This window comes from Mycobacterium timonense (assembly GCF_025821985.1).
GTDB classification, from domain to species: Bacteria; Actinomycetota; Actinomycetes; order Mycobacteriales; family Mycobacteriaceae; genus Mycobacterium; species Mycobacterium avium.
The window spans coordinates 1-25,529 of the sequence record NZ_JACKSY010000084.1 but is presented as its reverse complement, the minus strand read 5'-3'; the positions used below and the strand labels follow the sequence as shown (position 1 = coordinate 25,529).

General features: G+C 65.3%; 21 protein-coding genes, 1 tRNA gene and 1 pseudogene. 8 read left to right on the top strand and 15 right to left on the bottom strand.

Annotated elements, in window-relative coordinates; genetic code table 11:
• Positions 1–364 precede the first annotated feature (364 nt).
• From H7I87_RS19820 to H7I87_RS19800, 4 genes are all read left to right on the top strand, one after another.
• The gene (locus H7I87_RS19820; protein ID WP_139800173.1) at positions 365–886 is read left to right on the top strand and encodes a hypothetical protein; all 522 of its coding nucleotides are present in this window, start codon (positions 365–367) and stop codon (positions 884–886) included.
• Positions 887–1,333: 447 nt separating this feature from the next.
• Positions 1,334–2,281: a hypothetical protein gene (locus H7I87_RS19810; protein WP_083071674.1), complete on the top strand. Its 948-nt coding sequence runs from the start codon at positions 1,334–1,336 to the stop codon at positions 2,279–2,281.
• A 51-nt stretch (positions 2,282–2,332) separates the two neighbouring features.
• Positions 2,333–2,403, top strand: a tRNA-Ala gene (locus H7I87_RS19805).
• Positions 2,404–2,847: 444 nt separating this feature from the next.
• Positions 2,848–3,777, top strand: a complete 930-nt coding sequence (locus tag H7I87_RS19800) for a DNA-methyltransferase (RefSeq protein WP_045373225.1) — start codon at positions 2,848–2,850, stop codon at positions 3,775–3,777.
• 318 nt (positions 3,778–4,095) lie between these two features.
• On the opposite strand, the gene H7I87_RS19795 is transcribed toward H7I87_RS19800, so the two are convergent.
• The 4 genes from H7I87_RS19795 to H7I87_RS19780 all read right to left on the bottom strand — a co-directional run bounded on the left by H7I87_RS19795 (position 4,096) and on the right by H7I87_RS19780 (position 8,959).
• Positions 4,096–7,167 carry an MMPL/RND family transporter gene (locus H7I87_RS19795; protein WP_087083462.1) on the bottom strand — a complete coding sequence of 1,024 codons (3,072 nt, stop codon included), beginning with the start codon at positions 7,165–7,167 and terminating at the stop codon, positions 4,096–4,098.
• Between the two features lie 144 nt (positions 7,168–7,311).
• Positions 7,312–7,746 carry a DUF6188 family protein gene (locus H7I87_RS19790; protein WP_003887008.1) on the bottom strand — a complete coding sequence of 145 codons (435 nt, stop codon included), beginning with the start codon at positions 7,744–7,746 and terminating at the stop codon, positions 7,312–7,314.
• A gap of 74 nt (positions 7,747–7,820) precedes the next feature.
• Positions 7,821–8,492, bottom strand: a complete 672-nt coding sequence (locus tag H7I87_RS19785) for a TetR/AcrR family transcriptional regulator (protein WP_003891609.1) — start codon at positions 8,490–8,492, stop codon at positions 7,821–7,823.
• Positions 8,489–8,959 carry a PaaI family thioesterase gene (locus H7I87_RS19780; protein ID WP_003891610.1) on the bottom strand — a complete coding sequence of 157 codons (471 nt, stop codon included), beginning with the start codon at positions 8,957–8,959 and terminating at the stop codon, positions 8,489–8,491. Before H7I87_RS19780 ends, H7I87_RS19785 begins: the two co-directional genes overlap by 4 nt.
• Before the next feature lie 203 nt (positions 8,960–9,162).
• On the opposite strand from H7I87_RS19780, the gene H7I87_RS19775 reads away from it, so the two are divergent.
• Positions 9,163–9,855 (top strand): TetR/AcrR family transcriptional regulator, encoded by a 693-nt coding sequence (locus tag H7I87_RS19775; RefSeq protein ID WP_003891611.1) that lies wholly within the window; start codon positions 9,163–9,165, stop codon positions 9,853–9,855.
• A 221-nt stretch (positions 9,856–10,076) separates the two neighbouring features.
• Here the strand turns inward: H7I87_RS19775 and H7I87_RS19770 are convergent, their stop codons facing one another.
• From H7I87_RS19770 to H7I87_RS19750, 5 genes are all read right to left on the bottom strand, one after another.
• On the bottom strand, positions 10,077–10,490 hold the full coding sequence (locus tag H7I87_RS19770) for a DUF6262 family protein (RefSeq protein WP_003891612.1): 414 nt from the start codon (positions 10,488–10,490) through the stop codon (positions 10,077–10,079).
• On the bottom strand, positions 10,487–12,727 hold the full coding sequence (locus tag H7I87_RS19765) for a tyrosine-type recombinase/integrase (RefSeq protein WP_003891613.1): 2,241 nt from the start codon (positions 12,725–12,727) through the stop codon (positions 10,487–10,489). Before H7I87_RS19765 ends, H7I87_RS19770 begins: the two co-directional genes overlap by 4 nt.
• The gene (locus H7I87_RS19760; RefSeq protein ID WP_003891614.1) at positions 12,714–13,919 is read right to left on the bottom strand and encodes a tyrosine-type recombinase/integrase; all 1,206 of its coding nucleotides are present in this window, start codon (positions 13,917–13,919) and stop codon (positions 12,714–12,716) included. Before H7I87_RS19760 ends, H7I87_RS19765 begins: the two co-directional genes overlap by 14 nt.
• A gap of 22 nt (positions 13,920–13,941) precedes the next feature.
• Positions 13,942–15,198: a helix-turn-helix domain-containing protein gene (locus tag H7I87_RS19755; protein ID WP_023861397.1), complete on the bottom strand. Its 1,257-nt coding sequence runs from the start codon at positions 15,196–15,198 to the stop codon at positions 13,942–13,944.
• 64 nt (positions 15,199–15,262) lie between these two features.
• Positions 15,263–15,721: a hypothetical protein gene (locus H7I87_RS19750; RefSeq protein WP_003891616.1), complete on the bottom strand. Its 459-nt coding sequence runs from the start codon at positions 15,719–15,721 to the stop codon at positions 15,263–15,265.
• A gap of 105 nt (positions 15,722–15,826) precedes the next feature.
• On the opposite strand from H7I87_RS19750, the gene H7I87_RS19745 reads away from it, so the two are divergent.
• A complete protein-coding gene (locus H7I87_RS19745; RefSeq protein ID WP_003891617.1) occupies positions 15,827–15,958 on the top strand; it encodes a hypothetical protein in 132 nt (43 codons plus the stop codon).
• 197 nt (positions 15,959–16,155) lie between these two features.
• Positions 16,156–17,052 (top strand): hypothetical protein, encoded by an 897-nt coding sequence (locus tag H7I87_RS19740; protein ID WP_045373223.1) that lies wholly within the window; start codon positions 16,156–16,158, stop codon positions 17,050–17,052.
• An 11-nt stretch (positions 17,053–17,063) separates the two neighbouring features.
• Here the strand turns inward: H7I87_RS19740 and H7I87_RS19735 are convergent, their stop codons facing one another.
• The 6 genes and pseudogenes from H7I87_RS19735 to H7I87_RS29230 form a co-directional block, all read right to left on the bottom strand.
• Positions 17,064–17,453 carry a DUF6262 family protein gene (locus tag H7I87_RS19735; RefSeq protein ID WP_224164093.1) on the bottom strand — a complete coding sequence of 130 codons (390 nt, stop codon included), beginning with the start codon at positions 17,451–17,453 and terminating at the stop codon, positions 17,064–17,066.
• Positions 17,428–19,476: a tyrosine-type recombinase/integrase gene (locus H7I87_RS19730; protein ID WP_081230460.1), complete on the bottom strand. Its 2,049-nt coding sequence runs from the start codon at positions 19,474–19,476 to the stop codon at positions 17,428–17,430. The genes H7I87_RS19735 and H7I87_RS19730 overlap by 26 nt, the downstream gene beginning before the upstream one ends.
• Positions 19,476–20,621, bottom strand: coding sequence for a tyrosine-type recombinase/integrase (locus H7I87_RS19725; RefSeq protein WP_062908086.1), 1,146 nt, complete (start codon positions 20,619–20,621; stop codon positions 19,476–19,478). Before H7I87_RS19725 ends, H7I87_RS19730 begins: the two co-directional genes overlap by 1 nt.
• Positions 20,622–20,679: 58 nt before the next feature.
• Positions 20,680–23,253 (bottom strand): AAA family ATPase, encoded by a 2,574-nt coding sequence (locus tag H7I87_RS19720; protein ID WP_062891324.1) that lies wholly within the window; start codon positions 23,251–23,253, stop codon positions 20,680–20,682.
• The gene (locus H7I87_RS19715) at positions 23,235–23,405 is read right to left on the bottom strand and encodes a hypothetical protein (protein ID WP_155722938.1); all 171 of its coding nucleotides are present in this window, start codon (positions 23,403–23,405) and stop codon (positions 23,235–23,237) included. Before H7I87_RS19715 ends, H7I87_RS19720 begins: the two co-directional genes overlap by 19 nt.
• A gap of 379 nt (positions 23,406–23,784) precedes the next feature.
• A pseudogene (locus tag H7I87_RS29230) lies at positions 23,785–24,148 on the bottom strand (hypothetical protein).
• 266 nt (positions 24,149–24,414) lie between these two features.
• Here H7I87_RS29230 and H7I87_RS19710 point away from each other — a divergent pair.
• Positions 24,415–25,137 carry a Clp protease N-terminal domain-containing protein gene (locus H7I87_RS19710; protein WP_083071672.1) on the top strand — a complete coding sequence of 241 codons (723 nt, stop codon included), beginning with the start codon at positions 24,415–24,417 and terminating at the stop codon, positions 25,135–25,137.
• Positions 25,138–25,529 lie beyond the last annotated feature (392 nt).

The window sequence follows — 25,529 nt, the reverse complement described above, 5'->3', positions numbered from 1 at the left end:
AGGCGAGCAGCCTGCTCCCGAAACTCCGGGGTGTACTTGCGACGCTTGCCCGACATACGGACATCCTTCCCGCGGGACCAACGGTCCCACCAGTCGGGTGTCCACCATCAGGGGTCAACCCCAGCGGCGGTATGTCTTCGAGTCGATAGGTTTCGGCCACGGGATCAGACCCTACTACCGCTGGTGGGGTGCGAGTTGCAGAACTTTCGACGGCTGGAGGCAGCCAGCCGGACGTGGCTGGGGCTGCCGGCGGGCGCGGGAACGGTAGCGTGGATCGCGATGGTCGGTAGCCGGGGCCGTCGAGGAAAAAGATGGGCGTTCAACGCGACGTACGACAGCCGAGGATTTGGGGAACGCTGGCGCGATGAGTGAGTTCAGGGATGCCGTCGCGGCGGCCGCGCAGGACACCCCGTACATCGTCGTCGACACCAAGAAGGGTTTCGACGTCAAACTCGACATCGCCAACGCCCGGTGGTGGGGCCTGTACAACCGGGCCGGCTTGCGCAAAAGCTTCCGGTGGCGAGTGGTCGAGCGCAAGTCCTATTTCACCATCACCGACCGGCAGGTCGAGGTCAGATGGCGAGCCGGGGTTCCCGCGTTCGGCGCCTCGATGCAGGCGCAAGGCGGACGCGTCCTTTCGTTTTCACGCCAAAAGATTTGGGCGCTCTCAGATAACGGCCGCATCGAGCCGGTGGTCGACTACCGGTTCAACTCCAGAGAGGGTCGGGACCTGATCCGCGTGGTGGCCCGGCAACTGGGACTTAAAGAACGCCAGCCGCTATGGACGGTCAAGATCCCGCTGGTCATGGCGCTTGCGACTCCCGCGGTTTTCGCGATCTACGGGCTCGTGCTGCTCGTACTCCGGATAGCCGGCGTACATCCATGAAGCGCCGATCGCGGCGCGCCGGCCGTGGCGTCAGTTCCCTCGACCCGAGGTAGATGATGAACAAACGCGTTCTTGCGATCGGGATCACTGCTGCAGTGGTGCTGGTGGTTGGCCTAGCCGCTTTCCCGGACAAGATACGATGCGGTCACCCGGGCGCAGCGTGTGCAACAGCTCCGGATGCGCAGGGGTACGTTCACTACTCCTACGTCGTAAAGCCGTTCGGCATATCGCTACTCGAAAGCTTTACGGGTGTGGATATCCCGTTTCAGTACTCGTCGGGCGAGGACCGCGTGAAAGGGTAGCCACATGCAAATTCCGGCCGCGGAGCCCTCCGCGCGCCGAGGGCTTGTCGCGGCGACGAACGGGACGCCAAGGTCGCACATTGGCCGCCGCAGCGCCCATCGATGCCGTTGGCGCCCGGCGCGACCGCCGGCCCGAATCGGCGCGGTGGTGGTTCTGATCGCGGCTGCTGGATTGACCGTCGGGGTGAGCGGATGCGGATTCCCGAACCGCCTCGGGGCGGCCAATTCGATCGGCGACACTATCCGCGCCATGCCCGGCGTGACCGCCGCCGATGTGCACTACGACACGAGTTTCGACGGTGGCGCCCACTTCAACCTCGAAGTCACCCTCGCCGACACCGCCTCCGCCCCGCAAGCCGCCGCTGTCGGAAGAACATTCGTTGACCGCATGCGGGCAGCGAATTTCGCCGAGTTCGACGTCAAGCTGGAAGTCGCGTACAAGGCCGACCACGACCCCGACTCCAGCGCGCCTGGTTCACGCGCTGAATTCGACTATCATTTCGACCGCCGCGCCCGCGGAGGCCCCTCGAGCGGCGACGTCGCCGACAGCCTAGCGATGTGGCTACAGGTAGCGCAGTCACCGGTTTCCGTGGGAGCCACAGTGATTCAGCCGGCATGGGCCGGGCCGGACACTTCACGAAGCATCAGCGTCGCGCTAGCCCCCTCGGTCAGCGACGCCGGCATCACTGAGCTCATTCATGCCCATCCAGACCTGACCGCCGCGACCTGGATACTGAACATTCCATCGCCACAGCGCTTCGCCCCTCCTCGCACCTACCAAGTACGCGGTCCCTTCCCGGATCAGCAGCGCCGCGCACTGTGGCAACAGATCGTCGACCAACTCGGCTCGCGCGAAGCTGCCCAGGCCAACACCGACACCATCGACACGCATGCAGGCGTGCCGCCCACCCGCGTGGAGGTCGACGTGGACTCTGGGCCAGACGAACCGCAACGATTCGACCACATCGCCCACGTCGTCACACCTCTTCTACCTGGTCTCGGGCTGCCTGTCGGCTTGCGCCTGATGGGCTACCTGGACCAGATCGAATTCACCCTCGGAGGCTGCGATCGATTCTTATCTGTAGGAGAGTGAGTTGGAAGTGGGTGTGACCAGCGGTGATGCTGTCGCGGTCATGTCCGTGACGGGGCCATAGTTCAACGGTAGAACGGGGCCTTTGCAAGGCTCAGATCGGGGTTCGATTCCCCGTGGCTCCACAAACTCGCTTCAATATGGAGCGTGCTTTGGTCGCCAGCTGTCGGCCGGACGTGCTAGAACGAACACATGTTCGATTCATTGGTCCCGTTAGCATCGCTTGTCACGCACCTCCGTCAGGCCGAAGCAGCGGGCGTGTCGTGTTTGACGTCTAGACGTCAAACGGCGTAGCTTGAAGGGAAGCCGATTGCGGCCAGAGTGAACACTTCGTCGAAGGAGCTTCGGATGGCTGAGCGAAGGCCCCCAGGTGTGGTGCGCGATGCAATCTTGGCGTTCTTCAAGGAGTCAAAGCAGCAGGACGCCTCCATTGCAGAGGTCCTTGAAGCCGTTCAACAGAAGCTAGGCTCCGAGGTCCCCGAGTCTTCGGTGCGGTCGTCTTTGCGGTTGCATACACCCGACACTTTCCAACGTGTTTCGCGCGGTCGCTACCGGCTTGTGAGGGGCAAGTGAGCGTAGAGAATGCAGTTGCCGATACCACTGGCAGTACACCGGGCTTCACCTACGGTGGGGCGACTCTGTACCAATCCGATTGCATCGAGTGGCTTGAAAGCTGTGCTGCCAATAGCATTCACGCTGTCGTCACGGATCCGCCGTACGGTCTGACCGAATACAACGAGGTGGAGCAGCGGAAGTTGCGGAACGGTCGCGGCGGGGTGTGGAGAATTCCGCCAACCCTAGATGGGTACCGGCGTTCGCCTCTGCCTCGGTTCACGACGTTGCGTCATAGCGAACGGGCAGAAATCAAGCGATTCTTCCATGATTGGGCATCAGCGCTGCAGCCGGTTCTGGTTCCGGGTGCGCACGTGTTTGTGGCATCGAATCCGCTTCTGTCGCATGTGGTTTCGTTTGCTCTGTACGAAGCAGGGTTGGAACGACGTGGCGAGGTTGTTCGGCTAGTCATGACGCTGCGTGGCGGGGACCGCCCCAAGAACGCCCACGAAGAGTTCCCCGATGTGACGGTGATGCCACGCTCGATGTGGGAACCGTGGCTGTTGTTCAGGAAGCCGGTCGAAGGCACGGTCGCGGAGAACCTGCGAAAGTGGGGCACCGGTGGTTTGCGGCGTCTTGATGCGGCTCGACCGTTCGGTGATGTGATCAGGTCAGCCCCAACACAATCGGCTGAAAAGCGCCTGGCACCGCATCCAAGCCTCAAGCCTCAGGCGTTCCTACGGAAGATTGTGCGCGCTGCGCTGCCCACAGGCGAGGGCGTGGTCCTGGATACGTTCGCCGGGTCTGGTTCCACCCTGGCCGCTGCGGAAGCGGTTGGTTATCGCAGTATCGGCGTGGAGCGCGACGAACGCTACGTCGCGTTGGCTGAATCAGCGATACCGGCGCTCGCAGCTCTGACCGTCACCGAAGACAGTGTGGCGGTCTGAGGCGGGGCCGTCTGATTCATCAGCGTCGCTGGCCGTGGATTTGCGCGGTATTGAGTGCGGTGCCAGGTAGCGTCATCGGATGTGGCGTTATCTGGGGTCAGATTCTGATGTTCACTGTTGTTCCCGCTGAGGCGAGTTGGCCTGGCTTGGCGTGATGGGTAACAGGCTGGGCTGCCGGTGTTTCCGGTTAGGGGTTGGTTGGTGCGGTCTGGCTGGCGCGATGGTTCGGGAGCCCGTCGCTTCGTCGCCGCCATCATGGCGGGCTGCCGTCGGTGACGGGTGCGGTGACTTGTTGGGGGTGGGTGCGGGTGTTGGTTCTTAATGGCGGGTGGCTAGTTGTGGTGGTGTGGAGTGGCTGGTGGTTGTTGGGCGGTGGGTGGCTCGTTGGGGCCACCAGCTGGCTTCGCGTAGGAGTGTGGCGATGGCGGGGACAGTGAGGGTGCGCACGAGGAAGGTGTCGAGTAGGAGTCCGCAGCCGATGATGAGGCCGGCTTGGATCATGATGGCCACTGAGCCGACCATGAGGCCGAACATGCTGGCGGCGAAGATGAGGCCGGCTGAGGTGATGACGGAGCCGGTGTTGGCGACGGTGCGCAGTACGCCGACGCGGATGTTGTGTCCTGATTCTTCGCGTAGTCGTGAGACGAGCAGCATGTTGTAGTCGGCGCCGACTGCGACCAGGATGATGAACGCGAGTAGTGGTACTGGCCAGGCGATTTCGTGTCCGAGTCCCCATTGGAAGATGAGGACGCCGATGCCCAGTGAGGCCAGGTAGTTGAGCACGACGGTGCCGAGCAGGTAGAGCGGGGCGAGCAGGGCGCGCAGTAGTACGACGAGGATGAGTCCGACGATGAGCAGTGTGGCGAGGGCGAGTTGGGTGAAGTCGGCTCGCAGCAGTCGTTGGATGTCGGAGTTGACGGCGGGGAACCCGGCAACGGAGACGGTGGCTTGGTGCAGTGAGGTGTTGGGGCGTGCGGCGTTGGCGACGTCGGTGATTTCGTGTGCGAGGCGGGTTGCTTCGGCGCTGTAGGGGTCGTGGCTGGTTTCGATGGCAAAGCGTGCGGTTTTTCCGTCTGGGGAGAGGAATTGTTTTGCCATATCGGTGAATTGGCGGTTTTGGAAGGTGTTGGCGGGCAGGTAGAAGCCGCTGGAGGAGTCCGAGTTGGCGGTGGCGCGGGCGGCGTTTTGGAGTTGGGTGGCGATCTGGCTCATCCCGGACAGCATTTCGATGTTGCTGTCGGCCAGTGCGTGGACGCCGGTGGCCAGTGCTTGGGCGCCTGAGGCGAGTTGGCTGATGCCGTCTTGGAGGCGTCGGATGTTGCCGGCCAGGTCGGCGGGGTCTCCGAGGGTTGCGAAGGCTTTGTTGAGGGAGGTGACCGCGGTGTGGACGGTGGCCAGGGTGCCGGCGACGGTGGCGTTGGTGTCGGGGTTGTAGCGATCGCCGAGTTCGGCGATCTGGGTGAACAATCCGCTGTCGCGCAAGCTCACCAGTGTCTGGACTTGGTCGCGGATCTGGGCGCATTGGGGTGTGGTGGCACACCACGGGGAGGTGTTGAGGGCGCCGGTGAGGGGGTCGAGGACGGCGATGGCGTGTTGGGCTTGTTCGGCCAGGGGGCGCAGCCCGGGACCGGATTGGATGGCGCGGTCGACGCCGGGGGCGGTGGCCGAAAGTTGTTGCAGCAGGGGCCGGAACTGTTGAATCTGGGTGCCGGCGGACTGGGCTTGGGTGAGTGTCGCGGTGAGGGGGGTCAGGGCGGTGCGCAGGGTGGTGTCGAGTTGGGCCAGGCCGCCGGCGAGTTGGTCGGCGCCAGCGGTGAGCTTGGCGAGGTCGTCTTTTCTGGCGTTGCCGTCGGCGACGGCGCCGGCCATCTTGTCGCCGATCTGGCCGTTCTGCCAGGAGAGTTGGGCTTGTTCGAGGCGGGCTCCGGTGGGGCGGGTGACGCCGGACACTGTGGTGACGCCGGGGATCTGGGAGACGCGGGAGGCCATTTCGTCGAGGTCGGCGAGCCCTTTTGCGGTGCGCATGTCGGTGGGGTTTTCCACGACGAGGAATTCGGTGATGACGATGTCTTTGGGGAAGTGGCGGTCGAGTAGTTGGTAGCCCTGGTTGCTGGCGGTGGTGGCGGGCTGGCCTTTGCGGTCGTCGTAGCTGATCTTCATCGTTGTTGTGGCCGCGGCCAGGGTCAGCAGGATGACCAGGCTGGCGATCAGCAGGGGCACGGGTCGGCGGACCACCGCGACCGCGACGCGGTTCCAGTAGCGGCGGGTGCGGTCGGGTTTGGGGTCGCCGATGCCGCGTCGGGCGGCCAGCGCCAGCACCGGTGGCAGCAGCGTCACGGTGGCCAGGAATCCGAACATGACGGCCACCGCGCAGGCCGGGCCGAGGGCGGCGAACACGCTCAGTTGAGCGAACACCATGGCCAGGAATGCGAAGGCGACGGTGGCCGCCGAGGCCAGGATGACCCGGCCGATGCTGGCGGTGGCGTGCACGATGGCCTGTTCGGGCGGCACCTGTGCGCGGCGCTGTTCGTGGTAGCGGCTGATCAGAAACACCGTGTAGTCGGTGCCGGCTCCCAGCAGGATCGCGGTCATGAACGCCACGGTGAATTGCGAGACCGGCATTCCCAGCTGGCCCAGGGCCGAGAGCACACCGCGCCCGACGACCAGGCTCACCGCGATCACCAGCAGTGGCAGCAGCGCGGTGAACACCGAGCGGTACACGATGAGCAGGATCACCGCGATCAGGCCGGCGGTGGCGATCGAAATCAGCACCAGGTCGTGTTCGGCGGCCGCGATCTGGTCGCTGAACGTGGCGGGCGGGCCGGTGACGTACGCGGTGGTCGACGTGCCGGCGAACACGTCGGCGGCGATGTCGCGCACCGCTTGCACGGATTCGGCGGCGGCGGGATCGCCCAGGGTGCCGGCCACCCCGACCGGCAGAAACCAGGCCTTGCGGTCGGCGCTGACCGCCTGCGTCGCGGTGATCGGGTCGGCCAGCAGGTCCTGAACCAGCAAGACGTGGGCGGTGTCGCCGCGTAGCCGCGCCACCAGGTCCTCGTAGCGCTCCCGCGTCGCGGGGGTCAGCCCGGCGGGGTCTTCCATCGCGACGAACACCATGGTCTTGGAACCTTGTTCGCCGAACGCCGCGCTCATCCGGTCCACTGTCTGAAACGACGGCACATCATGGGGGAGCAGCTCCGCCGATTGCTGGCGCACCACGGTTTCCAATTGGGGAAACAGCAGTGCCAGCACCACCGCGACGCCGAGCCAGGCGCCGATCACCAGCGTCTTGTGCCTCACCGTGAACCTCGCCAGCGCCGCCAACCGCGCGCTGTACTCGCTGGAATCCGCCGGTTCGGCCGAACGGCGGTATCGCCGCCGAGCATTCATCGCGGTGCCCGAACCATCCGGATCGCTGTCGGTCACTACCCCTCCACCCGAGAAAAGGAACTATCGGCATCGCTACGCTACTAGCAGTACCACAGTGGTTCGCGCTGCGCGTCCGCCGGGGCCGCGCGGCGCGCCTGTGGGCCGCTAGTGACCTGCGCCGACGCCGGCGTCGGTGTCGTCGGCGTCGGGGATGTCGTGGCGGACCACCCGGACCCGGCCACGCGGCAGGCAGGCCATGTATCCGTGGCGTTTGCCGTAGAGCTCCCAGGCCGTGGCGTGCGCGTCGGCCTCCACATCGATGCGGTGCCCTCGGGAAAAACCCAGGTGCAACGCGCCGTCATCGCCGTACCGGGCGTGCGTACACACCGCGCCGGCCAGGTCGAGCAGCGGGCGTTCGTGCACCGCGACCCGGTTGGGGTCGATGAGCACTTGTTCGGCCGGAAAGTCCCCGACGGGCGGCAGCGTCAGCCGCAGGGGACGCGAAATCACCAGCTCGCTGTAGCCATCGAGGTCCAACACCAACCCGTCGCGCAGCGACACGCGTTGCACGACGCAGTCTTCGATCCATTGGGTGAACATGGCGCCTCCTTCGACACGTCTTTGGGTCGCATCTGAAGGGTACGGTAAGTATCGCTGCGATACTATTAGTATCGTTAACTGTTGGGGGTGAGGGAGGCCAGGCGATCCACGATGCGCCGGCTGGCCCGATCGATGCGGTCACGGGTCTGGGCCGCCGAGGCCCGCCGGCCGATGAACGCGGTCAGGTTCGCCAGCCAGATGTCGGCGAGGAGCTCGGCGACCGGCTGATCGAGCGGCCCGGGCGTGTCGCCGCCCAGGGTGTGGGCGAGCAGGCGCTCGATGACCGCGGCGGCCTCGTCGAGGGCGGCGGCCGCGGTGCTGTCGGCGGCGACGAATGCCCGTGTCATGGCCTCGGTGAGATGAAGGTCGCGCTGCCAGCGGTCGTGCAGATACCCGGTCAGCCGATCCAGGCGCTGCTGAGGTGTCGTGCCGGTGGCGGCCCAGTCCTGGGCGGCTTGCAGCCGCCCGAATTCTCGGGCCAGCGCCGAGACCAGCAGGTGGGTCTTGGACGGGAAGTAGCGGTAGAGCGTGCCGACCGCGATACCGGCCCGCTCGGCTACCGTGCGCATCCGCACCGCCTCATACCCGCCCGCGGCGGCCACCACCAGCGCCGCATCCAGAATCGCCTCTCGGTGACGCGTCGGCGTCCGCGGACGCGGCGGCGCGGTCGGGTGTGGTGCCACCGGCCGCGGATCCGCCTGGGATTGTTGGCTTTTGGGTTGGGCGCCGGTGTCGGTCGCGGTCACGATGTCGGGTCGTGCGGATCGGCGTGGGCCCGGCTGCTGCGGGTGAACCGTTCCAGCAGGCCATCGAAGGCCGCCAGATCACCGTGGGCGGCGAAGTGCTCGGTGCTCACCACGACGAACACCGCGCTCGCGGTGAACCGGGTGACGCCGTCGGTGCCGGTGCCTGTCGCGCGGACATGCAGGGCGCGGCCGTTGCGCTCGGTGATGTGCGCGGTGATCCGGTGCGGTTGGTGCAGTGGCACCGGCAGCAGATACTCGACGGTCAGACTGCGTGTCACCGCCGGGGTGCCGGCGATCCACAACGTGAAGCCCAGCACGTCATCGCAGGCGGCCGCCACCGCGCCGCCGTGCGCCAATCCCGGCGCCCCGATGTGGCGTTCGTCGAAGGTCGCATCGGCATACACCTGCTCGCCGCAGCGATACACCACCAGCTGCAGGCCGTGGGGGTTGTCCGGGCCGCAGCCCATACAGTGCGGGGTGTGGGCGGGCAACCGTTCCGCGGGTGACCCAACCCCACGGTCACCGTGGGGTACCTCATCCCGACACGGCACATGCTCGGACACCCGATACCTCCAGTACGACCAGTTTCGCAACGCTACTGTTGGTACCATAAGTGTCGGGCGGGCGGCACCCGTTGGCCATAAAGGGGGAAGCGGCAAGGAGAGTGAGTGTGAGCAGCAGCCAGCCGGATCGAGTCCACGACGAAGACGACGACGAAATCGACCCCCGCCGCACCCGGTCCCGCAATCGCTTACTGGACGCGGCGGCCGCGCTGCTCAGCACCGGTGGTGTCGAGGCCGTCACCGTCGAGGCGGTCACCAAAGCCTCCAAGGTGGCCCGAACCACCCTCTACCGCCACTTCGGCAGTTCATCGCACTTGTTGGCGGCCACCTTCGAACGGCTGCTACCCCAAGTCACCCCGCCGGCACCGGCCGGCGGGACGGTGCGCGAACGCCTCATCGAACTGCTCACCCGTCAGGCGGCGCTGTTCGCCGACGCCCCGCTACACGTCACCATGCTGGCCTGGCTGTCCCTCGGGCCGACCGCAACCACCGACCACGCCGGCGGTGAACACGCGGCCGGCACGCTGCGCGCACGCGTCGTCGACCAATACCGACAACCCTTCGACGCCATCCTGCAAAGCGCAGAAGCCCGCGCCGAACTCGACGACTTCGACGTGAACCTCGCGTTGTGCCAACTCATCGGGCCGCTCGCCTTCGCCCGCATGACCGGACTGCACACCATGACCCCCCACGACACCACCCGCATCGTCGACGACTTCCTCACCACGCATCAACGCAAAACCACCCCCACCGCACCCACACCGCCCGGCGACAACGGTGTGCCGGTCACCGCCGACTAACGCCGGTCCGCCGCCGGTTCAGCGACCAACCGATCGGCAGACACCGACACGCCCTGGAAAGATCTCCCCACCACAGCCCGCCGGGCCAGGTCTTGTCGATGACCTGGCAATCGGGCCGACGGGCACGGGCGGGCACTCACGAGTTGGCCAGGAGGCCGGGAAGGCCTCCGTCACGGCGGGCCAGGCCGTGACCGCAGCACACCTCGGGGGGCGTACTGGGCTCAGGGGGTCTGTTCGTGCAGGGTGTCGAGTTGGCCGTAGAGCAGCTCGATGGTTGATTGTTGTTCTGCGACGGTGGCTTTGAGTGCGGCGATCTCTTTGTCTTTGGCGGCGAGTTTGTGGCGCAGCGCGGCGTGGATGCTGGTTTCGCGGCCAGTCGATGCCGGTTGTCGGTCGGTATGCCGGCCGCGGTATTGCTCGATGACGGTCACCAGGTCGTCGTGTTTGTAGATGGTTTTGCGGGACACCTTGGCGCGGCGGGACACGGTGGAGAAGTTGATGGTGGCGTTGGTCTTGCGCAGGTGGGCGATCGCCTTCTCGATGTCGCGGCGCTTCTCATCGCTGCGGGCCCGGCGGTATTCGGCCAGCGCATCGAGTGCCTTCTGGGTGGGCGGTGGCGGCTTGGGGCGGCTCATCGCGGCGGGTCCGGGTCGGCCTTGCGCAGCACGGATTCGTGGCTTCCCCGGGTCGCGGTGCGCATGGTGGGTGCCCGGTTGGCGGTACCGGCTCCCGCGACACTGCTCACGCTGCCATCGGTCACGTCGTCGCGGCGGAGCCGGTCGAGGATGGCATCCAGCGAGGCGATTTCGCGGCGACGTTCGTGGATCCACACGTTGTCGTCGGTGAGTTCGCGCCCGGTGCGGGCACGGTACTGCTCGCGGCGGATGTCGATCAGCTTCAGGGTCTTGGCGCGTTGGTCGACCAGTTCGTCGAGGTGGGTGGCGTCGGTGGCGAAATGCCCGCATGACAAGCAGGCGTTGCCCTTGTCGCAGGTGGCCACCGGCGGCAGCAGACATACCCCGTTGGGCAGCACCCGGTCGGTACGGGCCGAGAGTTGGGTCATGTCGTAGATGTCAGACGGGCTGATGGCGATGTCGGTGCCATGAGCGCCGATCTTTTTGTGTCGCAGGAACTCCGCTTCGGCCGTCGCTTGCAGGGTCGCCGCGTAACGCAGGGTCATCGCCGGCGAGGCGTGCCCGAGGTAGCGCTGCACCACATGGATGGGCACCCCGTCGTTGAGCAGTTCGGTGGCGCGGGTGTGGCGCAGCCGGTGGGTCTGGGAGAACCGCAGCGGGTGGCCGGCGGTGTCGGTGAGGCCGTGGATGGTGTCGAGCCGATTGAGGATCCGGCTGTAGGAGTCATAGCTGCGTGGTCGTTGGCCCTGGTGCTGGTAGCGCACCCCGAGGAACAGGTATTTCGGCTCGAAATACGGGTAGCGCGCCCGGATCCAGTCTTGCTGTTCGCTGATCACGTTGACCACGGCCTGCTCGACGAGGATGGTGGGCACCACCCCGTCGACTTTGGTCTGTTGGTAGCGCAGTTTGGCCACGAATCCGTCGGGATCGTCGGTGGCTCCGGCGGGGCGGTCGTGGCCCGGGATCGGTTGCAGTGGACTGTAATCGAGCATCAGAATCTCTGAGGCCCGACGCCCGGTCAACGCTTGCAGCAGCCAGATCCGGGCCGCTTGCGGATCGCCGAGACCGGACACGACCGAGATCGTGGAATCGGGGTGGGTGATGACTACCGGTTTACCCGCGTCGGCGGCCAGCACGTCGAGATAGCACAGCATCCGCTGGAGCTCGGCGGTCGAAAACCAGGTCAGCTCCCGGCCGCCGGTAGGGCGTCGGCTGCGAAACGCCGCACCCCACAACCGGGTATGAGTGTCGGTCAACCGGCTCCAGCGAGGATCTCCGGTCGCTGCCGCGGCTTCCTCGGCATGGTCCACCATGAACGTGTAGAACATCTGAACCTTGGACTGGACGACCGCGATCGTCGCCGCCGACAGCGGACGCTCCGGTTTGGCCCGCGCGGCAGGTGATTTGAGGTAGTCGGTGAACTCGGTGAACAACAGCCGCAGCGCCGCCCGGTCGGTGCTGATCACCGGGTCATCGATCCCGCGTTCGGCTAGGAACGGGCCCAAGTGGCGGGTGATGCCGCGGGTGCGGCCGATCACCGACGACCAGCGCAGCAGTTCAGCCGTCAAGCAGGTGCGAAGCCAGAACCGTACCCCGTCGCGCAGCCAGGCCGGTTCGATCCCTCCGAGGCGTGCGACCTGGTCGTGGCAGGGTTCGTGCTCACGTTGCGGGATTCGGGGATCAGCGTCAAGATCCCAGATGTCATGGGCCCACCATGGCCAGTCGGTGCAGCGGACCGACACATACAGGTGCAGGTGCTCGATGAAACTGGTCACGTTGCGCCGAAATCCGGCCGACGGCAGCCGGCCGGTGCGGCGCTCGAACTCGCGCACCCCGTGGCGCACGATGGCCTCGGCGCTCAGATCAGCGATACTGACCGGGTGACGCCGGTGCCGTTGGTGGTAGTCGGTGGCGGCGATGCTCAGTGCGCCGCTGGTCCATTTCAGCAGTGACGGTTCGATCTTGCGGCGTTGTTCGTGTCCGCACAGCCACACCCACCACGCGAGCTCGTCGCAGAACCGTTGCGGCACACCCTGTGGGGTGAAGTCGTGGCCGTCCGGGGTGGGCCGGTAGCGCGGGTTGTGCTGAAAGACCGTATTGGCCGGGGCGGTATCCAGGTGATAGACCAGGGTGCGCCACTGCGCGGGTACCTGTTGCCACTGCTGCGTCCACCGATCCTCGCCGCCACGATGGGTGGGCGCTGTGTGTGCCGGTGCAGGACTGTCATTGGCCGTCACGGTTCACCTTCCACCCGGCGACATAGTTCTTCCATTCGGCCAGCGTGCGCATCTGCGCGTCGGCGGTCACCCAGCCGTAGGTCGACAACGTGGTCTGCACGTCGGCGTGCCCGAGACGGCGCATCACCACGTGCACGTCCACCCCGGCCAGCAACAGCGCGGTGGCGTGGGTGTGGCGCAGCCAGTGCGGCGTCCACTGCTCAGGCAGCACATCGGCGCGGCGGGCGGTGATCAGATCGACCTTGTCGTAGAGGGTTTCCGGGCGCAGCGGGGCGTAGCGCACGCCGCGCACCAGGTTGACGAACACGAAACACGACGCCAGGTCGCCGACCGCGATATCCGCGCCGGCGGCCACCAGCTGCCACACATACTCGGTGTAGAGGGCGACCAGATCGTCGCCGATGTAGATCCGGCGCGGGCCCGATTTCGCGCGCACCCCGTGCGGATGATCATCACGGCCCGCCACCAGTATCGACGGGGTACCACCACCGGCGATATCAAAGTCATGGTGGCGCAACGACAACGCTTCACCGATGCGCATGCCGGTTTCGGCCAGCACCGCGAAAAACAACCGATCACGCAGCCCCGCCCCGCCGCCCGACCATTCACCCGAGACTGTCTGGACACTGCACGCATCCAAGATCGCGTTGACCTGCACGGGCAGCAGCACCGGTGTTTCAGCGCGCTGCAGCCCGCGCAGCCGGTGAATCGGCCCATCGTGTTCGCGTCTCGGGCCGACTCCGGCCAGAAACGGTGCATAGCGGCCCCGCCGGGACGTCCGAGCATGACTGGCGTACAACCGCCGGTAGGGGCGCACCAGGTCATGGGCATCGGCGAAATACCGGTACATCGACAACACCGCCGCGCTGCGCGGCAGCAGCGACGACTCGGCCAATCTCTGCTTTGGTTCACCGATACGGGCCACCCCGGGCAGATCCCCGGTACGCAGATAGGCCAGGAACTGGCCGAACAGACTGGTGGGGAAATCATCCCACGCCGTACCGGTACCTTCCAGCACCGTCCACCACGCCGCCAGCCCATAGGCATAGGCGCGCAACGTGTTCGGCGAGCTCCCTTGGTTACGCAGAAACGTCAGGTACTCGCGCGCCGGGGCCACGGGCAATTTGTCGGCGCCGACCACCGTGTAGGTGGGTGGTCGGTCCACAAAACGCACCCGCTGCACCTGTGCCACCGTCAGTAGCACCCCACCATATTCACGATGGCCTGCCGTTGCGGAAATCGTCCAACCGGATCACCTGGGAGCCACCGGCAGCGGGTGGGGCCGGGGTGCGGCCATGGCCGACACTGGCCGCGACCGGCCTATGCTCGGCCGCCGGCGCCGGTCGCTGCGTGGCCAAAAACCAATCCAGCACATCAGCGGGATAGATCATCGATTCCCGGGCGCTCAGCATCCGCACCGACGCGCCGCCGTAACAGCGCTCCACCCACTTGCGCAGCAGCCGCGGCCGCTCCGGGACGCGGTCAGCCCACCCCGGTTCCGTCATACCCCACGTATGCCCGGTGGCCGGGTTGATCCGTGAATGCAGCTGGGTGGTCAACATTTTCGCCCGGTCCGGCGCGATCAGCCCCGAATCCCGCAGATGCATGATCAACGACCCCAACGACAGGCCCCACTTGTCTTTGAGCGGACGCAGATTCAACAGCGACAACACCCGCGGCAACTCACCGGCGATAACCCCTGCCGGGGCCAACAACTCGGTCGCGAACCGGTTGGCCTCCAACTCATCGGCGGCACTGACCGAGCAATAGGCGTGACTGTGCAACACCAAATGACCGAGCTCATGGGCGACCGTGAACCGGGTCCGCTCCCACGAGTCGCTATCCCGTAGCACCAACAATGGGCGGTCCCGCAACCGGCCCACCCAACTGGAATACCCCAAATGCCGCTCATCACGAGAGCGCCCACCGGTCGCGGCGAACTCGCTTTCCCAATCACCGGCGACCCGGCGCCGGACAATCACCGGAGCGCCCAGCCGCTCGGCCTCATACATCAAATCATCAAGCGGCTCATCGGGTTCCAGGCCCATCGCCTCACGCAGACGCGCTGCGGCCACCGGAATCGAACTGTGCGCCAACTCATCCGGACTGACCGTCGGAACCTTCACCGGAGGCAGCTTCGATCGGCCGTCGAGCTCACCGAGGAAATCGCCAGCCAACGACGCGAACGTCGCCAAAAACTCCTGCTCACCCACCGTCATCGACTTCGGCGCCCGAAACAACAACTCGTTCGCGCTGATCCGTGTCTGCGGCTCCGAGCTGAAAAACGCTGCAGGAAACCGGAACAACCCCGCCATCCGCGCAACATCGCCGTCGTTGAGCCGCACCGTCGGCGACTTCTCAATCTGGGACTGTCGCGACGTACTCCAGCCTGTGGCCGCCACCACCGACCGCGCCGTCATCCGCCTCAACAACCGGGCCTGCCGGACCCGTGCACCAAAAACCTCAATCATCGTGCGCTCAATTCAACGTCACCGGGTTGGGAAACCCACATGCACCCAACACTGTGCACGACGGCTACGACGATTTCGGCGGACCGCCCTCCTCGTCCTGCTCGCGGGCGGCGTCCTCGTCGACGTCGACGAAGTCGTCGTCGCGGCGCCGAGTCCCCAACGACCCATCCCGACCGACCTCGCCGAGACCAACGTTGAACGAGCGGTCCTCCATGATCGGCGGGGGCAACGGCGTCCGGCCGTACAAAACCTCCACATTGTCGAGCAGCAGCCCCGCCGCCAGCACCGCACCACCGAAAAACCCGCGACCGTCCGGCCACCACAACAGATATTCCCGATACGCCTGGGGTTCGGCGATACCCTCCTGCCCGCCGATCGGGTGACCCAACACCTCCTCGAGGCTGTACTGCTCCCCACCCGGCACAAACGGCACAGTGTCGATCAGCTGACCAGTCCGCCGGTTTCGCGGATGCTTGCGCACATAAATCCGTGAGCCCTTCTCGTCGACAAGAAGAACCCCCATCCCGTTGCCCGCCTTGACTTTTAGAGTCGAGTTGGGAGTCTGCCGCCGCAACCGCGACATCAGAAACGTTTCCAAAACCGAGCACGACACCGTGATCGGTCGGACATGGCTGCCCTGATCGATAAAACGATCCGGGACTTCCGGATGTCGCGCAGCCAGATCGCCGTGCGCCTCGCCCAAAACCTGCGCGTGCTGGCGAACGAGTTCCTCCACGAGCCGCTGAGGATCGTCGTGTAGCTCCATGGGGTAAACATTTACCCCGGTTTCCCACACTCCACGTCGCGCCACGCCGCCGGCAGTCGGCGAAATTTTGGCTGCCCATGACCTAATAGGTTACATGTGTGCGCAGGTTAAATAGCAGTTCAACACACCTTTATGACCACATTTGAGAATTTAACCCCTGATAAGGATCGGATCTACCCAACTTCTTACGCTTGGCGCCGTCGTCGCGGCAGGGTCTGCGTACCGAAGCTCAGTTGCCGGTGCCGCTGCCGTACCACCTCAGGCCCGAGGACATCATGCGGCTGGTGGAGGACCTGCACCTTCTGCTGCACGAGCTAAACGTGCAGCTACACGAGCGTGGCTATGAGCGCCTTGAGGAACTGCTCGATCCGGCCGGATTCTCCGGGTTGCTGAGCCGCGCAATCGTCGACGGGATACACCGCCAATCCCGTGCTCTTGATCGCAACGAATACCACAACGGGTACCCCGATCTGGTACCCCACGGCGTCTACCCAGGCAACAGCGTGCAACACGGCACCAAGGGAGGACTAGAAGTCAAGGCTAGCCGATACCCTAGTGGATGGCAGACCCATGGCCCGCGCGCTGGATGGTTCTGCATCGTTCAGTTCGTGCTCGATGCGGATCAAACCATCGCGATTCAGCAGCGGGCCCCTACGCAGATCGTGGCGGTGATGATCGCCGAACTGGCGATGGAAGATTGGAGTTGGGCGCCGGCAGCGCCTGGAAGAATCCGCTCTGGAACGGCCAGCGTCAAGCCAAGCGGAGCGGCCAAGTTGCGCGCTGGAGCGGTCTGGGTCCATCCCGCGTACGAAGCCGAGCACCAAGAGCTGCTGCTCCGCGCCAGGCTTCGCGGCTTCAGCGAAAAAGCGAACGACGTTGTGCACGACATACTTTCGGCCAGCGGAGCCACCGCACTGTCGAAGATGGACATCGTGCACCTCGCCGCTAAAGCGGAATCGATTCCCGACCCGGAGCGCATTCGCAGCACGGTGGACCGGGCGGTCACCCACCTTCGACGCTCAGGGGCGATTAAGGTTGCGGGCCGGGGTACGTACCTTGCGGCGCACCACCATGACGACAACACCTGACAGGGCCGCTGCTACGGTCCGCGCGCAATAAGGGTGCTTCGAAGCGCTTCGTTCTCAGCCCGCAGCTCGGCGACCTCAGCTGTGAGGGCAGCGCAGCGGTCCATCGCGACGCGCAGCTTGGCGCGCAGTGAGTCCGCCGACGCCTTCTCGGGGGCGGGCCGGGGCGTGCGTCGTGAATGGTTGCGGTGGCGCACAATCTCTTCGCGAAGCTCAGGGTGCTGGTAAAGAAAGCTCGTGGAGACGCGCCCGGTCCGCGCAACGCTGACGAAAGATACTGGCTGGCCGGCGGTTTCGAGTTTGATGATGGCGCGGCGTGCCCTGGACTCAGCTTCGGCCGTGCGCGCGGCGGCCGCAGCGGCCAACCGTTCGACCCGGTTAGCGCGATCCGTCTTCTGGCTCACTCGTGTCCTCCGGTGGAGATTCATTCTCGAGTTCGGCGATGATCTTCTCCACCTTGTCGAGCATGGGTTGGTTCAATGCGACGACTTCCGGCTCGTTGGCGGCGCTTGCCTCGGTGATGACGGCGCGCAATTGATCGCGGTGCAAGATATGCGTGCCGAGGAAGGCCCGGCCGCCGGGGTCGTGGAAGGAGCAGTCCTGGCAGGGGTTCGGCCGGAAGTCGCACTTCTGCGCTGCAGGGAGCCGGCAGAAGCCGTTGGGCAGTGCCGCGGTGAACTTCGCGCGCAGCCGTTCGACTCCCGCGTCGACCCTGGTGTTGCCGGTGTCCTGTTTGGCCCAGAATTCGCGGGCCTTGCGAGCGAGGGTTTCATCGGTGATGCGGGCGTAGGCTGAGGTCATCGTGTCAGATGCATGGCCGAGGAAGTCGCGCACCTCCTGCTGGGTCCAGCCGTTGTTCAACAGGGTCATTCCGACGGTGTGGCGGAACCGATGTACATCCCCGCCGGAGATCGGCTCGCCGGTAACCGTTGATGAAGTGATGCCGTGCTCGTCGAACAGCGCGGACAGATGGTGGCGCAGGCCGCTGGTTGACCACGGCTTGGTGACGCCTGCCGCAGCATTGGACCGCTTGCCGGGAAACAGCAGCGATGCCGCGTCGCCGAATTCGGAACGTACTCGGCGCTGTTGTTCGAGGAGACGATCGGCAAGAGAGTCGGGGATTGGGAATCGCCGCCACGCTTGGGTTTTCGTCATCCAGTACTCGATCCAGTAGCCGCCGTCGTTGTGCCGTAGGCAGTCAATCGGCAGGGACACCAGCTCGGAGATGCGGCAGCCGGCCCACCGCGTGGTGGCGACCATCGTGCGGACAGTCGGGTCGACGAGCGGGTTCTCGACAATGAGGCGGTCGACGCGTTCGATCACGTCAGGAGGGAAGGGACGGGGGTTTCTGGCGATACTGCGAGGGTTCTCGCCGCGGCGAAGAAACACCGCTGACCCGAGCTCGGGCGCAAAACCGGTGTCGCGCATCGTTTCCAGCAGGTAGGCCATGGTGTTCACCGAACCAAGCGCGCTTCCGCCACGAGAGCTGCGGACCCACGCGAGGTACTCGAGAAATAGCGGCCGGTCGACGGACTGCGGTGCGGACACTCCGTTTGCGACAAGGTACTCGCTGAACACACGCGCGGCGCGAATCCACGTGCCGACGGTGTTCCACGCTGTGGCCGAGGTGACCAATTGCTGCTTCGCAAAGTCCTGCAAGACTTCGCGCAGCCAAGGCACCGCGATGCCGGACCAATCCAACGGCGCGCGCGTGTCCGGGCTTGCCGCGTCATCGGACTGCAGCGCGAACTCGAAACTGTCACGCCAGGCCCAGCGGTCGTCAGCCCACGGATCGGGGTCGGTGGCGCCTTCGAGCAGCCGGAAGAAGCTTCGTACATAGGGGGCGCAGACCTTGTCGAAGCTGCTGACGGGTGGCCAAAACTGCCTGATGAGGAGCAGCCATTGATCGGGCTCACGCTCGAGGAGCGAGTCGTCCACGCGGCCTTTGGCCGCGTGGATTAATGTCTTGAGGAACTTGCGCAGGCTGCGGTTCGGTGTCCAGTCGCCCCGGCTGATCTTTCGGCCGACGACGAACCGGATCTCATGCGCGACGCTGGCAGGCAGTTCCGTGAAATTGATGGGCCCGGGTGTGGGGCGGCCACGTGTTCTGCCGAGAGGACGCTGACCCTCGCGGGCCAGCCATTTCCGTATCGGAGCGCGTCCATCGCGCCACCACCGGAAGTAGTGTCCGTAGCACAGCCCGACACCATCACCTCCCTCGTCGGGGTTGCCGCCAAGCCAGTACACGTCGCGGCCGCAGTTCGGGCACGCGCACACGCCACGCGATCCTCGCCGGTTGTCACCGGCGGCGTCCCGGATGAGCCACTGCTCATTGCACCAGGGGCCCGGTTCGATCGGGAGCCGAGCGATCCGGTCGAGTTCGACGTTGTCCCATCTGTCGAACCTGTCGTGCTGGCCCGCCACCATCAGCGAGACGCATTCTCTGCGGGACGCCAGACCAGGTGTTCGGTGGCGCGCAGCCGGTCCCCGAGGTGATCGGCTGCCAAATGAATGTAGACGTCGGCACTGCTGGCGTGTGATTGGCCCAGCCGCGCGGCGATCTCCGGCGCTGTCCAGCCCGCGCGTGCAAGCGCAGTAGCGTGGGTATGCCGCAGAACGTGCGGATGCAAGTCGTCGATGCCGGCAGCAGAACCGAGGCGAGCCACCAACTGGTGGGCGTTGCTGTACGACAACGGCTTTCCAACGGGTTGGCGCGAGAGGTTGACGAACACGTAATCGGTGTCGAGCTCACGCAGTTCGCCTAACAGATAGTGCGCGTAGAGGTCGAAAAACCGCTGCGGCGCGTCCACCGAGAAATCACTGCGCTGCTTGGACAGGACGCCATTCGCGTTGTCGGTGCGACGCCGCACCCACACGAGGCGCCGCATCGGGTCGAGGTCCGCGTGGCGCAGCCCCAGCGCCTGACCGACGCGAAGGCCAACGTCGTAAAGGGCCGACAGTAACAACCGATCCCGAGCCGACGTGGCGAGGTCTTGAAGCTTGGCGAAATCCGTCTCGAAATCGATAACCGACACCGTCTCTGCCGAGGGTTTACCCCGGCGTGCCAGCCGCGGCTGCTTTTGTGGGCGCTTCTTCTGTACGTGTGCCAAGAAGCTACGCGACGACCGTGGCGCACGAGCCGGGTTACGTGTGAGTACCAACTCCTTCGGTCCGCGTCCCTCAATGCGATGGAACTCGTAGAATTCGCGCACCGCGGCGTTTACTGCCTTGACGGTCCCTGTGGAACGGGATCCTCCACCCCGCACGGGCAGCGGTGGAAGACCGGCCGACAGCGCGCCGACGAAGTCGCAGAGGTTGTCGAAAGTCACGCACTCCCAACCGATTCCGCGTGCGCGCAGCCACCTATAAAGCAGCGCCAAGTGCAGTGCGTAGGAGCGGACCGTATTGCTGGACCGATCGACTGCGCGCAACCAGTTGAGAAACTGCTCTACTTCGACGAGCGGTAGCCCTCGCTCATCAACGAGTGTCCACGACCGCGACCCGTGTACCGTCACGGGCCGCACACGCGCCGTGAGCGTCGCTCGACGCGCGCCTGCAGATAACTCGGTCATGACTGAAACGTAAAACCGACCACCGACACCTTGGCGGGAGCGGTGTCGGCGGGCTGACTTACCGCACGAGGCCGCCGGGCCAGTGTCTATGGTGATCCTTCGAGATCTTAAGGAGGTTGCCGCGCACCACTTTAAGGTCGGTGGTGGAAGGGACGTCGTCGTCGTGGCTGCCCGGATTGAGCACCTTGGGGAAGGTCTTCCATTGGCCCTTCTCCGCGTTGCCATCGATGACAAACGGGAACACCAGCGGAAACAGGTCGCCGAGCGTGGATGCTTTCGCCTCGACGTCATCGATTGTGGTCGGCGTCCCGGAATCGGTGAGGCCTGTGGCCACGATTTGCTTGGCGAGCCGCTCAGCGGCCGACCGCATTGTGTTACATGCGGCTCGTCGGCCCTTCGCCGTAGGCGCATACAGGCTCTCTTCGGCCTCGAGCATCAGCTGTCCGAAGACGTCCGAAGTCTGTGTCGGTTCAGTACCCGCGATGATGTCGATCAGATCCAGGTTGTACGCGATGTAGTCGCTTCCGCCATGGTTGGTCTGGGCCCACTCGGCAAGCTTGCTGTCGAACGTGGTCATGATGACCTGGGTGTCCGCGTTGAGCAGCTGGCCCAGAGTGTTTTGAACGAAGGTGAGGCGATGGTCGGCATCGCTGCCGGGTATGGGGTCGTCGAGCACGACGACCGGCGCGCCCAACAGTTCTGTGCGGGCCAGAAAGATCGACAGGCCCAAAGCGTTGAGCTGTGAGTCGCTGTAGACGCCGAGGGCTTCCCGCTCGACGGGCTCGCTGACGGGATCGGCGCGTAGTGCGGCGATGAGGTTAACGAACAGCGCGCCGCCGGCACGACGTTTGATGCCGCCGAATCCGACAAGTTCCTCAGGTCGGATGGTGCCCCACCACTTGGTGATCGTGTCGCTCATCTGGGCGAAGCGCGCGTCTAACACCGTTCCAGCGGCTTCGCGCAACGCCTTCTCGGCAGCGTTGAGACGTTTGATCGTGCGCTGTCGCACCGCCTCTGCGACAACGTCGGTGACCAAGTCGGCGCGCCGTGAGAGCAATTCGGCGAGCTCGCTGAGTCCACTAATAGTGATGCGGTCCCGCGTCGCCGCCTCGACTGCGATCCGCAGTGCCCCAGCGTGGCGGCTGTACTCCTCGGCGGTTGCTATGAGGTTCAGGGCAGCGGTGTTGATCTCGCGATAGTAAGCGTCCAGTCCGCTCGGCACGGCCTGGCGGCTGGCGACAGCGTCGCCGGCCTGTTCGACGCCGCCGCGCGCGAGGGTGATCGCCGCAGTGAGGCTGCTGGCGGTCGCTGCGACACGGCTGGCTTGAGCTCTCGCGTTGGTGACAAGGATGGTCTCGACGCGGAGGTCACGGAGAGCGTCGGTGGCCCGAACCAGTTGATCGTCGGTCCAATTGGCGGCAGGGGGCACGGTTTGGGCTGCGGCAGTTGCGAACTGGTCGAGGCTGTGGCGCGCGTCGTTCAAGGTGCGGGCGACGGCTCTAGCCGCGTCACCGAGGGCCTCGGTGCGGCGCACATGGTCGCGCAGCAGGGCGACCCGTTCGGGCGTCAGTGCGTCGTCGGTGCCGCAGACGGGGCACTGCGTCGGATGCTCGAGCGTGGCGTACTCATCGACGCCGAGCACGGCTTCGAGCACGGGTGTGAGTCGAGCCGCGTGCTGGTCGGATTCGGCCAGGGCCCGGCTGTAGGCGACGAGGTCGGGAGTGGTCGCAGTGCCAGCGGGTGGTGTCCCGGTTGTTAACGCCGAGAGCGGGAATGCTTGTTCGCGTTGGGCGTTCAGGGCGGCGGTGATTGCGGTGTGGAGGTCGTCGACCGTGTCAAAGGTAGGGGTTGCGCCGTCGCCGTCGCGGTCGGTGAGGATCGCCGCGCCGGCCTCGAGCAACGCCTCGTCGACCGCCGTGCGGACGGCGTCTACACCGAGGGGCTTCTTCGTGAGTGCAGTGATCGCCGCGCCGGCCGAGGTGGCGGGCGTAGCAGAAAGCGCCTCCACCAGCTTCAGCGCGGCGCCTGGCTGCTCGGACTCGACGCGTCCACGCGCTGCTCTGACCCGCTCACGAAATTGATCGAGGTCGGTTAACGACAACAAGGCTTTGAAATAGCCGACGCGTTGCTTGGGCTCGGTGGACAGCACGTGGCGCAAGGTGTGTTGCAGAAGCACGGGCGCGCGCACCGGCGGATCAGCTAGGGTCAGGCCGACCTGCTCGAGATCGGTGACCTCGACGCCGTCGAGCAGCAGACGGCTCTCGCATTCGGTGCCTTGTCCGAAGTCGCACAGCAGTTCACGGCGGATTTGGTGGGTGACGCCGTCGTGGCCGCGCAGCACCGCTTCGACGTAGACATCGGTATCTGTCGGCGGTAAGTGCGCGTTGCGCAGGCTGTCGTTGTACTCGGCCTTGGCGCCGCCGAGCAGATCCCGGCGGCTGCTGCGGCCGCTGAGTAGGAACTCGATCCCCTCCGCGAGACTGGTCTTACCCTGGCTGTTCCCGGCGTGCACCACAACCAGCGGCGCGTCGAGTTGCAGGACGCGCGCTTCATTACCGAACGCTCGGAAGCCGCGGATTTCCAACGACATCAACCGCGGACGGTTCACAGTGGTCACGACGACTGCCGCCATTTGGCGATAACGGCGTCGAGCGCTGTGTCGACGTCCTCTTCGCTCCCGGCCTGAGCGACGGCCTCAGCGAGCGCGCGGGCGTCGCGCTGTCCGGCGGCATCGCCGGATAGCTGCTTTAGCAGCGCATCGAGGTTAGGAAGCAGATCGCTCACCGGAGCGAGCGTACCGGTCACCATGTGAGATTCGACGCATGCTTTGTCACCCGTCAAAGAATTCCTATAGATAACCCGAACGTGACGGCCGCGCTCGCAGATTGTCAGGCCCGTCGCGGACGTCGAACTCATCGGTCGATCAGCTGCAGATAACGACCCGATCCACACCACACACCCTCACCGCTTGAAAACGAACTACGCCGCCAATACCAACACTGCTGAGATTCGGGTAGACGGCCCGGCACACCTAAGGGGCTGCGGCGGTATCGGCACGTGGATAGCCGCGCACACGGTAAACCGCGGCCAGGGCGGCAACCCGCCGACAGCCGCACTGCGCAACGCAGGGCTGGTGAACAGCTTCAGCGTTTGGGTGTGCGCCTCATGGCGGTCCCCATACAGGCGCGGATCCGCTGCCGCGGCGGGCGGCGTGTGCTTGGCCGGCCTGAGCGTCAGCGGCGTGGCGGTGTAGCCGGTTTCGTTGGACCGCATTGGATATGAGGGCTATCCAGTTCAACGCGAGTACCGACAGGAAGCTCCACCAGCCGGCCAGCAGGTTATGTATTTGCGCTTGGCGTAGCGCCTGGCTGCATTGAGCGAAGGTGCCGGTAACGGTGTAGCTGCGTTGGCTCCAAAAAAACCAGGGCGCCAGTGTGTTTGATGACACGGACCCGAAAAATCGGCTCGGGCGCGCCCGCGTTGGGCCATGGCTGCGGCCACGGGGGCACATTCGGCTGCGGATACATCGGCGGGGGGCCGTATCCGCGTGGCGGATACGCTTGTGGCGCGGCCGCATAGCCTGGGTGCCCAGGGTGTCCTGGGTGGTTTGTGTGCTGGTGGTGCGGCGGATACGGCTGCGACATCATTCCTCCAGGCTGCGTGACTACGAGAGCCTATAAGGCCGGATCAGGGGCCGCGACGAGATTCGCTTGCGGACCCGCCAGTCGCATGCTGCGGCTCAAGCCCGAAATTGGCACTGATCCCGCGATATAGCGGCTCATACAATGACCGGATGTTCGAGCGGTTCACAGAGAAAGCCCGTTTGGCAGTGGTGGGCGCCAGTGAAGAGGCACGTGAACTGCAGCACGACTACATCGGCACCGAACACATCCTGTTGGGTCTGCTCCGCCAGTCCGACGCTCAGTCCGCCCGGGCTTTGGCGCGGCTGGGAGTTTCAGCTGACGGTGTCCGCCGGAACGTCGTCGACCGCGTTGGCGTGGGCGAGAAACCTCCCACGGGCCACATCCCGTTCACCCCGGAACTGAAAGCCACCCTCGAGCAATCACTGAGGGAAGCGATGGCTTTGCAGCACTCCTTCATCGGCACCGAGCATCTATTGCTCGCGCTGGCTGGCCAGACCGAGTCGCGAGGCGCGCAGATCCTCGCCGACCAAGTCGGGGACATCCTCAAGGTGCGTACGGCGGTCCTCGACCAGCTCACAGGCAAGGAAAGCGCGGGCGCGGCGCCCGGCGACGCGGCGCGCCGCACGATGTGCATCAGAGTCAGCGACAACGAGCTCACGCTGCATATCAGCGACCCGACGCTCGTGGAGCTTGCGCGCGCCGCGGTCGCTGCGCTCGGCGATCACGTCGACGAGCCGGGCACTATACGTGGAGACCTGCCTGCGGCGACCAGCTTTGCAACGTTGTGGGAAGCTGTGCGCGACAGTCTAAAAGACGTCGAGCGCCGCGCCGCCAACCCGCCGCCGTCCGGCAGGCCTGACGTCGGCCGGTGACGAGGCAGGACTGTGGGCCGTAGGGGCGTGCGCTGGGAACCGTTGTGTGCCGAAGGGGATGGGCGCGAGCGCTGACGGTGCAGGGCGGGCAGTTGCCTTTTAGCTACTAAGACCTGAAAAAGTCGGCGCGTTGATCCACGATTGGATGGCGCTGAGCTGGGACGATGGCCTTAATGCCCTTGTTGCGGAAGGGATCGAGGCCATCGTGTTTAGAACTGTAAGTGATCAGCCGACGTTGTGGGATGCAATCCTGCCACCGGAGTTGCTCTGAAACGCCCTGGGTTTCCCGGAGGCTCGGGCTATTGGATTCCGATCAAGGGTTGGTCGGTCCGGTATGCATCGTAGAACGCAGCTTCGAACTCGGCAGGTGGGATGTCGCCGAGGTAGCTGTG

Bases quoted from the DNA above. Each gene is read 5' to 3' on its own strand.
- H7I87_RS19820 (WP_139800173.1), top strand. From the start codon at position 365: ATGAGTGAGTTCAGGGATGCCGTCGCGGCGGCCGCGCAGGACACCCCG.
- H7I87_RS19795 (WP_087083462.1), bottom strand. From the start codon at position 7,167: ATGAATGCTCGGCGGCGATACCGCCGTTCGGCCGAACCGGCGGATTCC.
- H7I87_RS19790 (WP_003887008.1), bottom strand. From the start codon at position 7,746: ATGTTCACCCAATGGATCGAAGACTGCGTCGTGCAACGCGTGTCGCTG.
- H7I87_RS19780 (WP_003891610.1), bottom strand. From the start codon at position 8,959: ATGGGCTGCGGCCCGGACAACCCCCACGGCCTGCAGCTGGTGGTGTAT.
- H7I87_RS19770 (WP_003891612.1), bottom strand. From the start codon at position 10,490: ATGAGCCGCCCCAAGCCGCCACCGCCCACCCAGAAGGCACTCGATGCG.
- H7I87_RS19755 (WP_023861397.1), bottom strand. From the start codon at position 15,198: ATGATTGAGGTTTTTGGTGCACGGGTCCGGCAGGCCCGGTTGTTGAGG.
- H7I87_RS19750 (WP_003891616.1), bottom strand. From the start codon at position 15,721: ATGGGGGTTCTTCTTGTCGACGAGAAGGGCTCACGGATTTATGTGCGC.
- H7I87_RS19745 (WP_003891617.1), top strand. From the start codon at position 15,827: ATGGCTGCCCTGATCGATAAAACGATCCGGGACTTCCGGATGTCGCGC.
- H7I87_RS19730 (WP_081230460.1), bottom strand. From the start codon at position 19,476: ATGGTGGCGGGCCAGCACGACAGGTTCGACAGATGGGACAACGTCGAA.
- H7I87_RS19725 (WP_062908086.1), bottom strand. From the start codon at position 20,621: ATGACCGAGTTATCTGCAGGCGCGCGTCGAGCGACGCTCACGGCGCGT.
- H7I87_RS19720 (WP_062891324.1), bottom strand. From the start codon at position 23,253: ATGGCGGCAGTCGTCGTGACCACTGTGAACCGTCCGCGGTTGATGTCG.
- H7I87_RS19710 (WP_083071672.1), top strand. From the start codon at position 24,415: ATGTTCGAGCGGTTCACAGAGAAAGCCCGTTTGGCAGTGGTGGGCGCC.